The sequence below is a fragment of the Ornithinimicrobium cavernae genome, from assembly GCF_003121625.1.
GTDB lineage: Bacteria > Actinomycetota > Actinomycetes > Actinomycetales > Dermatophilaceae > Ornithinicoccus > Ornithinicoccus cavernae.
Genome location: NZ_QDDJ01000002.1, coordinates 172205 through 185552 on the forward strand (window position 1 = coordinate 172205; position 13348 = coordinate 185552).

General features: G+C 70.5%; 13 protein-coding genes. 5 read left to right on the plus strand and 8 right to left on the minus strand.

What is annotated here, in order from left to right; translation table 11 throughout:
• Positions 1-43 precede the first annotated feature (43 nt).
• Genes DA085_RS02585 through DA085_RS02595 form a run of 3 tightly spaced genes read left to right on the plus strand, consistent with a single transcriptional unit; the run spans position 44 to position 2462 of the window.
• Positions 44-322, plus strand: a complete 279-nt coding sequence (locus DA085_RS02585) for a DUF4212 domain-containing protein (protein WP_109471370.1) — start codon at positions 44-46, stop codon at positions 320-322.
• On the plus strand, positions 319-2049 hold the full coding sequence (locus DA085_RS02590) for a sodium:solute symporter family protein (protein WP_109471371.1): 1731 nt from the start codon (positions 319-321) through the stop codon (positions 2047-2049). Before DA085_RS02585 ends, DA085_RS02590 begins: the two co-directional genes overlap by 4 nt.
• Entirely contained in the window at positions 2046-2462 is a 417-nt protein-coding gene (locus tag DA085_RS02595) for a hypothetical protein (protein ID WP_202619078.1), read from the plus strand. Before DA085_RS02590 ends, DA085_RS02595 begins: the two co-directional genes overlap by 4 nt.
• A gap of 110 nt (positions 2463-2572) precedes the next feature.
• Here the strand turns inward: DA085_RS02595 and arc are convergent, their stop codons facing one another.
• The 3 genes from arc to DA085_RS02610 form a co-directional block, all read right to left on the minus strand.
• The gene (arc, locus tag DA085_RS02600; protein WP_419866496.1) at positions 2573-4273 is read right to left on the minus strand and encodes a proteasome ATPase; all 1701 of its coding nucleotides are present in this window, start codon (positions 4271-4273) and stop codon (positions 2573-2575) included.
• 1 nt (position 4274) lies between these two features.
• Positions 4275-5402, minus strand: coding sequence for a tRNA (adenine-N1)-methyltransferase (locus DA085_RS02605; RefSeq protein WP_237565263.1), 1128 nt, complete (start codon positions 5400-5402; stop codon positions 4275-4277).
• A gap of 90 nt (positions 5403-5492) precedes the next feature.
• Positions 5493-6590 (minus strand): site-2 protease family protein, encoded by a 1098-nt coding sequence (locus DA085_RS02610; RefSeq protein ID WP_109471373.1) that lies wholly within the window; start codon positions 6588-6590, stop codon positions 5493-5495.
• A 69-nt stretch (positions 6591-6659) separates the two neighbouring features.
• Here DA085_RS02610 and DA085_RS02615 point away from each other — a divergent pair, with 69 nt between their 5' ends.
• The gene (locus DA085_RS02615) at positions 6660-7607 is read left to right on the plus strand and encodes a RecB family exonuclease (RefSeq protein WP_109471374.1); all 948 of its coding nucleotides are present in this window, start codon (positions 6660-6662) and stop codon (positions 7605-7607) included.
• A gap of 83 nt (positions 7608-7690) precedes the next feature.
• Here the strand turns inward: DA085_RS02615 and DA085_RS02620 are convergent, their stop codons facing one another.
• On the minus strand, positions 7691-8386 hold the full coding sequence (locus DA085_RS02620) for an HAD family hydrolase (RefSeq protein WP_237565264.1): 696 nt from the start codon (positions 8384-8386) through the stop codon (positions 7691-7693).
• A 181-nt stretch (positions 8387-8567) separates the two neighbouring features.
• Here DA085_RS02620 and DA085_RS02625 point away from each other — a divergent pair, with 181 nt between their 5' ends.
• Positions 8568-9419 (plus strand): PAC2 family protein, encoded by an 852-nt coding sequence (locus DA085_RS02625; RefSeq protein WP_109471375.1) that lies wholly within the window; start codon positions 8568-8570, stop codon positions 9417-9419.
• A 75-nt stretch (positions 9420-9494) separates the two neighbouring features.
• Here DA085_RS02625 and DA085_RS02630 read toward each other — a convergent pair whose 3' ends face one another.
• From DA085_RS02630 to DA085_RS02645, 4 genes are all read right to left on the minus strand, one after another.
• Positions 9495-10658, minus strand: coding sequence for a glycosyltransferase family 4 protein (locus DA085_RS02630; RefSeq protein ID WP_109471376.1), 1164 nt, complete (start codon positions 10656-10658; stop codon positions 9495-9497).
• 3 nt (positions 10659-10661) lie between these two features.
• Positions 10662-11927: a cysteine--1-D-myo-inosityl 2-amino-2-deoxy-alpha-D-glucopyranoside ligase gene (gene mshC / locus DA085_RS02635; protein ID WP_109471377.1), complete on the minus strand. Its 1266-nt coding sequence runs from the start codon at positions 11925-11927 to the stop codon at positions 10662-10664.
• 72 nt (positions 11928-11999) lie between these two features.
• The gene (locus tag DA085_RS02640; protein WP_109471378.1) at positions 12000-12806 is read right to left on the minus strand and encodes an SCO1664 family protein; all 807 of its coding nucleotides are present in this window, start codon (positions 12804-12806) and stop codon (positions 12000-12002) included.
• Complete coding sequence (locus DA085_RS02645) at positions 12803-13342, minus strand: DUF3090 domain-containing protein (protein ID WP_109471379.1); 540 nt, start codon at positions 13340-13342, stop codon at positions 12803-12805. The genes DA085_RS02640 and DA085_RS02645 overlap by 4 nt, the downstream gene beginning before the upstream one ends.
• Positions 13343-13348: the final 6 nt, after the last annotated feature.

Genomic DNA, 13348 nt, shown 5'->3' on the forward strand with positions numbered 1-13348 from the left:
TCCCCGTGTCAGCTACCACCCAACCTTGTGCCGAGGGGTCCTGATGGATGCCGCGGCCCGCCAGTCCTACTGGAAACGAAATCTCCGTCTGATGGCCTCCCTGCTCGTCGTGTGGGCCCTCGTGTCCTATGGTGCGGGGATCCTGTTCGTCGAGCAGCTCAACACCCTCTCGATCATGGGGGTCCCCCTGGGCTTCTGGTTCGCTCAGCAGGGCGCCATCCTCACCTTCCTGATCCTCATCGCGATCTATGTCTGGCGGATGGACAAGCTGGACCAGGAGTTCGGGATCACCGAGTACGAGGACGAGGTGCACGGCTCATGAGCTCGGTGCAGCTGTGGACACTGATCTTCGTCGGCCTGAGCTTCGCGCTGTACATCTACATCGCGTATGCCAGCCGCGTCAGCACGACCGCCGGCTTCTACGTCGCCGGCGGCGGCATCCCGGCACCAGCCAACGGCGCGGCCATCGCTGCCGACTGGATGAGTGCGGCCTCGTTCATCTCGATGGCGGGCATCATCGCCTTCTCCGGCAACGGCTACGCAGGCTCCGTCTACCTGATGGGGTGGACCGGCGGCTACGTGCTGCTGGCCATGCTCCTCGCGCCGTACCTGCGCAAGTTCGGCAAGTACACCGTCCCCGACTTCGTGGGTGACCGGTACTCCGAGACGGCCCGGCTGATCGCGGTGGTCTGCGCCATCGTGGTCTCGTTCGTCTACGTCGCCGGCCAGATGTCCGGTGTCGGCGTCGTCTTCCAGCGGTTCCTGGGTGTCGACACGACGGTGGGTGTCGTCATCGGCATGGTCATCGTGTTCCTGTACGCCGTCCTCGGCGGGATGAAGGGCATCACCTGGACCCAGGTCGCGCAGTACTCCGTCCTGATCGTCGCCTACCTGATCCCGGCGATCGCGATCTCCCAGAAGCTCACGGGGATCCCGGTGCCCCAGATCGGCTTCGGGCAGATCATGGACGAGCTCAACGCCCTGCAGACCGACCTGGGGCTGAGTGAGTACACCGGCGCGTTCACCCAGATGAACATGCTGAACATGTTCCTCATCACCGCCGCGCTGATGTTCGGCACGGCTGGGCTCCCCCACGTGATCGTGCGCTTTTACACCGCCAAGAGCGTCCGCGCGGCCCGGTACTCGGCCCTGTGGGCGCTGTTCTTCATCGCGCTGCTCTACCTGACCGCTCCGGCCATCGGTGCCTTCAGCAAGTACAACGTGCTCAACAGCATCCCGGGCACCACGATCGGGGACGAGCCGGAGTGGTTCCGGTCCTGGCAGGACGTCGGACTGATCACCGTCAACGACCTCAATGGCAACGGCCTCATCGATGTCGCCGGCGGCATGGGCGAGGGCTTCGAGCTGATGATCAACAACGACATCGTGGTCCTGGCGACACCGGAGATCGCCGGCCTGCCGGCGCCGATCATCGGTCTGGTGGCGGCTGGTGGCCTGGCTGCGGCGCTCTCTACGGCGTCTGGTCTGCTGCTGGTCATCTCCTCGTCGGTGGCCAACGACGTCTACTACAAGCGGATCAACCCGCAGGCCACCGAGGCCCGTCAGCTGATGGTCGGCCGCATCGCGATGGCCGCTGCCATCGTGGTCGCCGGCTACCTGGGCATCAACCCGCCCGGGTTCGTGGCGCAGGTCGTCGCGCTGGCGTTCGGGCTCGGTGCGGCCAGCTTCTTCCCGATCCTGGTCCTGGGGATCTTCTGGAAGAAGTGCACAGCGGCGGGTGCTGCGGCGGGCATGGTGGCCGGCCTCGGCACGACGCTGGCCTACCAGATCTGGACGATCGACATCTACGGCAACAGCGACGGCATCCTCGGCATCAACGAGGTGAGCTTCGGTGCCATCGGCATGGTGATCAACTTCATCGTGACGATCGTGGTCTCGCAGTTCACGCCCAAGCCGACACCGGCGATGCAGCAGCTCGTCGAGGACATCCGCTACCCGGGCCGCAGCGAGCTGGTTGCTGCCCACGCGGCGGGAGCCCTCGATGAGGAGATCCTGCACGGCGAGCACGACCCGAAGGACGACGCGTGACGACCGTTGTGGGGCGCAGACCCGTGGCCGCGTCGCGTCGGCGTCTCCTGCCGGGACAGAAGAGGTTGCTCGCCGCCAGCGCGATGATGCTCATCGGTGCGTTCCTGCCGTGGCTCTACACGCCGCTGGGCAACTTCACCGGCATGTCCGGGCCCGGCCTGTGGACCGCCACCGTGGCGATGCTCGCCCTGGCCGGGGCGCTGGTGCCGCTGCGCATGCTGGCGGTCGCCCAGGCAGTCATCGCCGCGGCGGTCGCCACCGTCATCCCGCTGTGGCAGTTCTGGCACATGTTCAGCCAGGTCGGCATGGCCGGCTGGATGCCCGGACCGGGGCTCCTGCTCACCTTCGTGGGCGGCCTGCTGAGCGGCATCGCCGCCTGGCAGCTGCTCCACCTGGAGGTGGCCGACGGCTGACCCGGTCAGCCACTGCCTGACGGGAGGGGGTATGCCGACGCACCTGTCGGCATACCCCCTCCCCTCGTCAGGGCGCACCAGTCAGGCCCCGGGATGGTGGACGGTGCGCGTCAGAGGTACTGGCCGGTGTTGCCGCGCTCCAGGCTGCGGCCCGGTGAGGTGCCGTCCTTGCCGGAGATCAGGGTGCGGATGTAGACGATCCGCTCGCCCTTCTTGCCCGAGATCCGCGCCCAGTCGTCCGGGTTGGTCGTGTTGGGCAGGTCCTCGTTCTCCTTGAACTCGTCGACACAGGCCTGGAGCAGGTGGTCGACGCGCAGGCCGTGGGACCCCGAGACGAGGAGGTCCTTGATCGCCATCTTCTTGGCCCGGTCGACGATGTTGTGGATCATCGCGCCCGAGTTGAAGTCCTTGAAGTACAGGACCTCCTTGTCGCCCCCGGCGTAGGTGACCTCGAGGAACTTGTTCTCGTCGATCTGCGAGTACATGCGTTCCACGGCGGCGGCGATCATCGCCTCGACCGTGGCGTCGCGGTCGCCGCCGTGCTCGGCGAGGTCGTCCGGGTGCAGCGGGATGTCCGAAGTGAGGTACTTGGTGAAGATGTCCCGGGCGCCCTCGGCGTCCGGCCGCTCGATCTTGATCTTCACGTCGAGCCGGCCGGGTCGCAGGATGGCCGGGTCGATCATGTCCTCCCGGTTGGAGGCACCGATGACGATGACGTTCTCCAGCCGCTCCACGCCGTCGATCTCGGCGAGCAGCTGCGGCACGATCGTGGTCTCCACGTCGCTGGACACGCCCGACCCGCGGGTGCGGAAGAGCGACTCCATCTCGTCGAAGAAGACCACCACGGGCGTGCCGTCGCTGGACTTCTCCCGGGCCCGCTGGAAGATCGTGCGGATGTGCCGCTCGGTCTCGCCGACATACTTGTTGAGCAGCTCGGGTCCCTTGATGTTGAGGAAGTAGCTGCTGGCGTCCGTGCGACCGGTGCGTGCCGCGGACTGCCGCGCCAGTGACGCCGCGACCGCCTTGGCGATCAGCGTCTTGCCGCACCCCGGCGGACCGTAGAGCAGGACCCCCTTGGGCGGCCGGAGCTGGTGCTCGACATAGAGCTCGGTGTGCAGGAACGGCAGCTCGACGGAGTCCTTGATCATCTCGATCTGGCGGGAGAGGCCACCGATGTCTTCGTAGGAGATGTCGGGCACCTCCTCCAGCACCAGGTCACTGACCTCGGACATCGCGATCCGCTCGTAGACGAAGCCGGAACGGCTGTCCATGAGCAGGCCGTCACCCACCCGGTACGGCGGCTCGAGGGAGCCGGCCGCGCGGCACACCCGCTCCTCGTCACCCCGCACCAGGACCAGGATGCGCCCGTCCTCCAGGATCTCCTTGACCGTGACGATCTCGCCGGTGCGCTCGAACTCGGCCACCCCGACGATGGTCTGGGCGTCGTTGAGCAGGACCTCGCGGCCGGGGGCGAGGGCGCTCGCCGGCACGTCCGAGACGGCCCGCACCTGCAGCTTGCGCCCGGCGAAGGAGATCTCGACGGCACCGTCCTCGTGACGCTCCAGCACGGTGGCGTAGCTCAGCGGCGGCTCGCCCATCGAGTCCAGGTCCTCACGGAGGCGGACGATCTGGGCGCGCGCCTGCTGGAGGGTGGTGCTGAGCTTCTCGTTCTGGCCCGTGACGCTGCCCAGCCGGGTCTCGAGGTGCAGGATGCGCTGCTCGAGGAGACGGACACGGGCGTGCCCGGCGACGGCGGGGCGGTCCTGGGACTCTTCGGACACGGTGACTCCTCTGAGTGGGGGTCTCTCCAGCCTAGACGCCTTCGGTCCGATCATCGTGGTCACCCGTGGTGGTGTCGTCGGGCCCGGGACGGACCGCGTGCGGAGTCCGGTGGTCCTCTGCGGCGGGGTCCCTGCCGGAGACCCGGTCCACGTCGCGGTTGAGGTCGCGGACCGTCCGGCGCACCCGCTTGTCCGAGATGCTCCGCTGGCCGAGGTCCTCGGCCGTCCACTCCTCCGCGGGCGGCGTGTAGTCCTCCCCGTAGGCACCTGCAGCGGGCCGGGTGCGTCGCAGGGGCGCCGTCGTGCCCGGCGCCAGCCTGCGGGTGGTGAGCAGGAACCCGGTGTGTCCGTGCATCCGGTGCTCGGGCCGCACCGACAGACCCTCCAGGTGCCAGCCGCGCACCATGGACTCCCAGGCCCGCGGCTCGGTCCAGCCGCCGTCCGCGCGGGCGGCCTCGGCGACCCGGGAGAGCTGGGTCGCGGTGGCGACGTAGCAGATCAGGACGCCGCCGGGGGTGAGCGCGTCGCCCACGACGTCGAGGCACTCCCACGGCGCGAGCATGTCGAGCACCACCCGGTCGATGGTGCCGGGCTCAACGGTCTGGGGCAGGGCCTCGACGAGGTCCCCGACGGTGATCGTCCACGCGGGATGGTCAGCGCCGAAGAAGATCCGGGCGTTGCCCCGGGCGATCTCCGCGAAGTCCTCACGTCGCTCGAAGCTGAACAGGCGGCCACCGTCACCCACCGCTCGCAGCAGGGAGAGGCTGAGGGCACCGGACCCGACGCCGGCCTCGACGACACGGGCGCCGGGGAAGATGTCGGCCATCGTCACGATCTGCCCGGCGTCCTTGGGATAGACCACCTGGGCCCCGCGTGGCATGGACAGCACGTAGTCCGACAGCAGCGGTCTCAGGGCGAGGTAGTCGGTGCCCGAGCTGTGCCGGACCACCGTGCCGTCCGGTGCGCCGATGAGGTCGTCGTGCCTGATGTGGCCGCGGTGGGTGTGGAACTGCTTGCCGGCCTCGAGCGCGATGGTGTGGAGGCGGCCGCGTGGGTCGGTCAGCTGCACCCGGTCGCCCTCCCGGAACGGACCACGGCGCAGAGGGGCGCCGGTCGGGTCCGGCAGGTTGGGCGGCGGGGCGTCCGGGGCGTCAGTCACAACGGGAGAGTCTAGGTGCGCGTGGTCGGCACGCCCAGACGGCTCCTGGTGGTGGTCGGTGTCCCGCTGTCCGGTGGCTGTGTCCGTGCCTCAGAGGTCAGCTGCCCGCACGACTCCGTGGACGTGGCCGTCGGGGCCCTGCAGGGCGACCATCGGCAGGTGGTCGGTCTGCAACGCCACGACCACGTCGGTCATGTCGTCCGCCGGCGTGCCGGCCACGACCCACGCGGACGGCAGGTGCTGCAGCACCGCGCTGACGCGCGTGTCGGGCCAGGCCTCCCGCGGCACCGTGGTCAGCGCCGCGGGGTCCAGGACCCCGACCGGACGGCCGGTCTGGTCCGTGCCGAGCACGAGCTGACCCGCGGGCGGAGGCAGCGCCGTGAGCGGACCGTCAGCGGGCACGGTGCTCACCGGCGTGAGGTACTGCGCCACCCGGACGGCCTCCAGCCGCTGCCGGGCGTGGCCGACCTTGATGGCCTCGCTCGCCCCGAACCACAGGAAGCCTCCGAGGACGACCAGCCACAGCACGCTGGTGGTGCTGACCTGCTGTCCGGCCAGCCACGGCCGTCCGATGAGCCACCAGGCGATCACGACCACGACCAACCGGCCGCTCCAGCCGGCCACGACCATGCCGGCGCCCCGGCTGCCGGTGATCTTCCAGACCAGGGAGTCGACCAGGAAGCCGCCGTCCAGGGGCAGACCCGGGAGCAGGTTGAACGCCGCCACAAAACCGTTGGCCCAGGTGAAGCCTGCGGCCAGCAGGTAACCGATGGTGCCGCTCTCGGTCTGGCTGAGCCACAGCCAGCCCACACCTGCCAGGGCGGCGTTGGCGAGGGGTCCGACGATGGCGACGAGCGCGCTGCGCCCGGCGGTGCTGTCCCGGCTGTCATAGGCCGTGTGCCCACCCCAGAAGTCGGCCACGACGCGGTTGACGGCATAGCCGCACGCCTGTCCCATGAGGGCATGGGCGGCCTCGTGCACCAGCACCGAGACGAGCAGCAGGACCGCGAAGGCGCCGGCCACCAGGTAGGCCCACCCGGCGAGGTCGGGCAGGGCGTCCTGCACCACCGGACCGAACAGCACGATGATGACGCCCGCCACCAGGAACCAGCTGCGGCCGATGTAGACGGGTGCGCCGGCGAGTCGGCCGATGCGCCACCCGGGCGCCTTGGTCGGGGGCGCGGTCATGCAGCAACACTAACTGCGCGTGTGGAGACGTCGGCACCACCGTCAGTGGCATTGCCTAGTCTGCTTGTCATGACGCCAGCACTGTCGCCCAGCCGGGCCTCCGACTTCATGCAGTGCCCGTTGCTCTACCGCTTCCGCGTCATCGACCGCCTGCCCGAGCCGCCGAGTGCTGCCGCCGCGCGGGGCACCCTCGTCCACGCCGCCCTGGAGCGGGTCTTCGACCTGCCCGCAGCCGAGCGCACCCCCGAGGCAGCCGTCGCGCTGCTGCCGACGGAGTGGGCCAGGCTCGTCGAGCTCGAGCCCGAGCTCGCGGGGCTCGTCGGAGCCTCGGAGGACCTCCCGGGGCCGACGAACGGGACGGTGACGGCGCTGACTGCGACACCGGGCCAGCCCGGCGAACTCGACGCCGCGGCGGGCGACGGTCCCACCGACCGTGAGCAGGCCTGGTTCGACGCGGCGGCCGGGTTCGTGCGCACCTGGTTCACCCTCGAGGACCCGACCCGCCTGGAGCCGGCCGAACGGGAGCTCTACGTCGAGGCCGAGGTGGACGGTCTGGTCCTCCGCGGGTATGTCGACCGGCTCGACATCGCCCCGGACGGGCGCCTGCGCGTGGTCGACTACAAGACCGGCCGCTCCCCATCGGAGCTGTGGGAGGGCAAGGCGCTCTTCCAGATGAAGTTCTACGCACTTGTCCTGTGGCGGACCCGTGGTGTCCTGCCGACGCTGCTGCAGCTCGTCTACCTACGGGACGGACAGATCCTGCGCTACGCGCCCGACGAGCAGGACCTGCTGGCCACCGAGCGCAAGGTCAGGGCCCTCTGGGAGGCCATCGAGCGTGCCGCCGAGACCGGCGACTGGCGAGCCAGCCGGAGCAGGCTGTGTGACTGGTGCCACCACAAACCGATCTGCCCGGCCTGGGGTGGCACTCCCCCGCCACTCCCGGAGGACGCCGCCGTCCGGGCGCTCGACCCACGAGCCACCGGCCAGACCGATCCTGCGGCCGACGCGGCCGACTGACCTCTGCAGGAGCGGCCAGCGGCAGGGTCAGCGCCCAGCTGCCCGGTCGACGCGCAGCTGGGAGGTCAGCGCCCGGCTGCCGGTCAGCGCCCGGCCGCTCGGTCGACGCGCAACTGTCCGGTGAGCGCCATCAGGTCCCGGAGAGCCAGCCCCTCCAGCCCGGCCACGGTGACCATGCCCGTCGTGGGTGGGATCGGCACGACGTGCGGGATCCCGACCGTCGGCACACCAGCGGCAGTCGCGGAGCGCACGCCGGTGGGTGAGTCCTCGAGGGCGAGGCAGTCCGCGGGCGCCACGCCGAGACGCTCGGCGGCCAGGAGGTACGGGTCGGGCGAGGGTTTGCCGTGGGCCACCTGGTCGCCCGTCACCACCGCCGAGAAGGTCCCCTCCGGCAGGCCCTCGAGCAGAACGTCTGCCAGGGGCGCCCAGGACATGGTCACCAGGGCATTCGGCACACCCAGCCCCGCACACTCCTCGAGCAGCTCCCGCGCACCGGGGCGCCACGGCATACAGGCCCTCGTCCGGGCGACCACCCCGCTGAGCAGGACGTCCACGATCTCCTCCGGGGTGCCGGTCACCGGCGTGCGGGCCAGGATGATCTCGGCCGACCGGATCAGGCTGTTGCCCACGAGCTCGACGGCGTCCTCGTGCGTCCACGTGCCCCCGGCACGGGCGATCAGCTCCGTCTCCTCCGCCATCCAGTAGGGCTCGGTGTCGATCAGGGTGCCGTCCATGTCCCAGAGCACCGCGGCGGGCAGGGGCACAGACTCACGGATCACGGACCCGATGGTATCCACCGGCAGACGAGAGCCGGGCTCCGGTCACTCTCGAGCACCACCGTCCCGCCGTCCTCGCCTGCCCTGCTCGGGGCACGCCCACCCGGCCAGGTGACCCCGGGTGCACCCGTTTACCCCCTCCGGCTCGTAGGCTGGCGGATACCTGTCAGAGCGGAGGCTGATCATGATCGATGTGCGGCACGTGCCCGATCTCGACGACCCGATCGTCATCGCGGCCTTCGAGGGGTGGAACGACGCGGGTGAGAGCGCCACCCGGGCCCTGGAGCACCTGGTGCGCGCCTGGGACGCCGAGGTCATCGCCGTCATGGATCCCGAGGACTACTACGACTTCCAGGTCAACCGCCCCCGCGTGAGCATGGTGAACGGGCAGCGTCAGCTGACCTGGCCGACGACCCGGGTCCTGCTCGCGCGGGACACCCCCATGGGCAGGGACGTCATTCTGGTGCTCGGCATCGAGCCCTCCATCCGGTGGCGCAGCTATGTGTCCGAGATCCTCAGCCTGGCAGTGGATCAGGGCGCGTCGCTGCTGATCTCACTCGGCGCGCTGCTCGCGGACGTGCCACACAGCAGGCCGATCCCGGTCTCCGTGACCTCCGAGGACCCTGAGCTGCGCGAGGTGCACGACGTGGAGCGGAGCAACTACGAGGGCCCGAGCGGCATCGTGGGCGTGCTCATGGACCAGGCACACCAGTCCGAGCTCCCGGGGCTGTCGGTCTGGGCCGCCGTCCCGCACTACGCCGGTGGTCCCCCGTCGCCCAAGGCGACCCTCGCCCTCATCGGACGACTCGAGGAGCTGCTCGGCTGCGTGATCGACGACGGCGACCTCACTGAGGAGGCCCGGGCGTGGGAGCGTGGGGTCGACGAGCTTGCCGCGTCGGACGACGAGGTCGCCGAGTATGTCGAGGCGTTGGAGGAGGCGCAGGACACGGTTGACCTACCCGAGGCGAGCGGTGATGCCATCGCTCGGGAGTTCGAGAAGTACCTGAGGCGCCGGGGCGGGCACGAGGCCGGCTGACCTGGCAGTTCTCGCACGGCCGGACCCGGCACAGGCCACCCTCCTCGTGCCTGCTGCCCCTGACACGGGGCCGGCTCAGAGCGACGGTCCTGCGGACTCCTGGGAGCGATCCCCGTCGATGAGCCCGCGCAACCGGGCGCCGAGCATCTCCCAGCTCCAGTGGTTCCGCACCCACGCGCGGCCGGCCGCGCCCATCTGCGCCGCACGGTCCGGGTCACCGAGCACGGAGACGACGGCACGGCCGACCTGCTCGGTCTCACGCCCGTTGACGACCAGGCCGGTCTCCCCGTCGAGCACCGCCTCGGGCGCTCCACCGGACGTACCGGCGATCACGGGGACCCCGGCGGCTGCCGCCTCGAGATACACCACCCCGAGCCCCTCCACGTCGAGGCCACCGCCCCGCGTGCGGCAGGGCATGGCGAACACGTCGGGCATGGCGTAGTGGGCGGCGATCTCGTCAGGGGCGACCCGGCCGACGAACAGCACGTCGTCACCGACCTCGTGACGTGCCGCCAGGGAGCGCAGGGTCTTCTCGTAGCTGCCCTCACCGGCGATCACGAGCGCTGCACCGGGAACGTCCCGGCGGATCATCGGCATGGCCCTGATCAGCGAGTCGGCTCCCTTCCGGGGCACCAGTCGCGACAGGCACAGCACCACGGGCCGGTCTCCGAGCCCGTACCGTTCACGGAGCGCCGCACGGGCCTCCGGATCCGGCCGGAACACCTCGGTCTCGACGCCCGAGGGTAGGTGGGCGGTGCTTCCGGCGCGGTGGAACGGCCGCGCGAGCCGGCGCCGGGTGTAGTCGCTGATGTAGGTGACCACGTCGGCTCCGGCAGCGATGCGCGACAACGCCTGACGGGTCCCCGGGGACATCCACCAGCCGACCTCGTGGCCGTGCGTGGAGGCGATCACGCGGTGTGCGCCGGCGCGTCGCAGGGCCGGGGCCATCAGGCCCAGCGGTGCCGCCGCCCCGAACCAGACCGTCTCGATCGCGTGACTGCGGACCAGCTCAGCCGCGCGTCGCACCACGTCCGGCGTCGGGACCATCATCGTGTGTCTCGACCGGTGCACCTCGTACGGCTGGTGCGCGTCGAACGCCGCCATGTCCGCCCGGTGGTAGCTGGAGGTGAAGACGGTCAGGTCCTGGGCCGGCAGCTGCGCCGCGAAGTTGTGCAGGTAGCTCTGGATCCCGCCGTGGCGTGGTGGGAAGTCGTTGGTGACCAGGAGGGTGCGGCGCACGACCTACAGCCTGATGCCGAGGAGCGCGTCCACGGCGGCGGCGACAGCCGCACGGTTGCCCGGTGCACCGACGCGGACCCACTCGTCGACGGAACGCAGGGCGGCGGGGGCGTCGAGGTCGTGCGCCAGGGCCGCGCGGATCTCGGCGACGACGGGCGGGACGTCGGCCCCTGCTGGCTCGGCTGGGGCGTCGGCCGCTGCTGGCTCGGGCTGCGCAGCCAGGGCACCGCGCCAGCACGCCAGACGGGCGACCGCTGTCTGCAGGATCTCGGGCGTCCAGTCCCACGGCTGCCGGTAGTGCTGGGCCAGGAGGGCCAGCCGGATCGCCATCGGGTCCACGCCCTCGCGGCGGAGCGCTGACACGAGCACCAGGTTGCCCTTGGACTTGCTCATCTTCTCGCCCTCGAGGCCCACCATGGCCTGGTGGACGTAGGCCCTGGCAAACGGCTGTCCGGTCAGGGCCCGCGCCTGCACGGCACTCATCTCGTGGTGCGGGAAGATCAGGTCGGTGCCACCACCCTGGATGTCGAAGGCCTCCCCGAGGTAGCGCAGGGCGATCGTGGTGCACTCGATGTGCCAACCCGGACGACCGTCCCCGAGGTCCTCACCGGGCCAGTGCGGCTCGCCGTCCCGGTGGGCACGCCAGAGCAGCGGGTCCAGGGCGTCCCGCTTGCCGGGACGGTCCGGGTCTCCCCCTCGCTCGCTGAAGACCTCGAACATCTGGTCCCGGCTCCAGCCGGACATGCTCCCGAAGCTCGGCTGGGTCGAGAGGTCGAGGTAGACGTCGTGCCCCTCGCCGTCCTCGACGGGGAGCGGGTAGGCCGAGCCCGCCGCGAGCAGCTCCTGCACTGCTGTCACGTCGTCCGGGATGCCCTCGATCGCCCCGACGTAGTGCTGTGGAGCGAGCACGTTGAGCGCTTCCATGTCCTCGTGGAAGAGGGCGATCTGGCTGGCCGCCAGGTCCTGCCAGGCCACACCGTCACGCTCGGCGCGCTCCAGCAGCGGCTCGTCCACGTCGGTCACGTTCTGCACATACGTGACGTCGAGGCCGGCGTCGCGCCACACCCGGACCACGAGGTCAAAGGTCAGGTAGGTCGCCGCGTGGCCCATGTGGGTGGCGTCGTAGGGGGTGATGCCGCAGACGTAGAGCCCGGCTGTGCCGGAGTCCGGGTGCACCACCTGCACGGTGCCGGTGGCGGTGTCGTGGACCCGGAGGGGGCCTCCGCGTCCGGTGAGCTCTGGCACGGGGGCAGTGGTCCACGTCTTCACGAGTCGGAGCCTAGTCCGTGCGTATGCCGCTTCCGAACCGTCCCCCGTCCACCGCCCAGATCATCGGTCGCCTCACCACAGGGGCCAGGGCAGTGGATAGCGGTCGGTGGGCAGTTCGGGGTACACGGGCTCGGCCAGCAGCCTCGTCACCCGTCCCTGGAGCGCGGCGAGCTCCTCGGCGCTGATGAGCTCCTCGATCGCAGCACGTGACGAGCCGGACTCCAGGAGCGTCCGCAGGCGCTCCAGCCGGGCGATGTCAGCAGCCGGCACCGGCCGCCCCGCCCATCCCCAGAGTGCCGTGCGCAGCTTGTCCTCGGTGTGCAGCGTGAGCCCGTGGTCGAACCCCCAGAGGCGTCCGTCCGCATCCCGCACCAGGTGTGCGCCCTTGCGGTCGGCATTGTTCAGGACAAGGTCCAGCACGGCCATCGACGCAAGGTCCGGCGCGTCCCTGTGTGCGACCACGACAGGACGTCCCTCGCCGTCCTCCCCGTGCACGACCGTGAGCCATCCCTCGGGCACCGCCGCAGCGGGAAACGCCTCAAGCAGTGACTGGCCCGGTTGGTGTCCGGCCGCCTCCCAGTCGATCCACCGCTGCAGCGACCCCGGGCCGAGGGGGCCGTCCCTCAGGACGGTCCTCGGGATGAGGTCCCAACCGCCCGTCGTGCTGATCAGGTAGGCAGCGACCTCACGGTGCCCCAGGGTGCCCTGAGGGAAGTCCCTCAGGGGAGCCTCTCCCCGGATCGGCTTGTAGAGCGCCCGCTCTCCGGTCGGCTTGCCGTCGGCCCCGGTGAACAACACGCGGGCGGTGAGGTTCGAGGCATCCGTGAGCACTCCCTCGACCTCGAAGTCGCCCGTGAGGGGCAGGTCGTCCGCCGTCACCGTCGGTAGCCGTTGGCCCTCGGGCAGATGTGCCCGCCAGGGTCCAGCGGTTGACCGCAGAAGGGACAGTTGGGCCGCCCACCCTCGATCGCCAGGGCGCACCGCTGGGCGAACGCACGAGCCATCGCGGGGGTCAGCACGACGCGGATGCTGCCGATGAGGGCGAGCTCCTCCGGGCTCAGCGTGGCGTCGTCCTCCTCCGGCAGGTCCGCCTCGTGGGCCTCGATGACGACCCGGCGTCGCGTCGGTTCCCAGGCCAGGCTGAGGCTCTGGACCCGGAAGTCGTCCTCGATGGGCGTGTCCATCGGGGCGTTGTCCGTGAGCCCGGTCGCGGCCTCGGGGGCGCCCTCGAACCCGGCGACCTGGTCGAGCAGGTCTGCCAGCCGCTCACCGAGGATGCGGACCTGCTCCTTCTCCAGCGACACGCTCATGCGTCGGCCGCCACCGGACACCTGCAGGAAGAAGGTGCGTTGACCGGGTGGACCGACCGAGGCGGCGATGAACCGCTCCGGCGGGTCGAACTCGTGCTGTGGCATGACTGC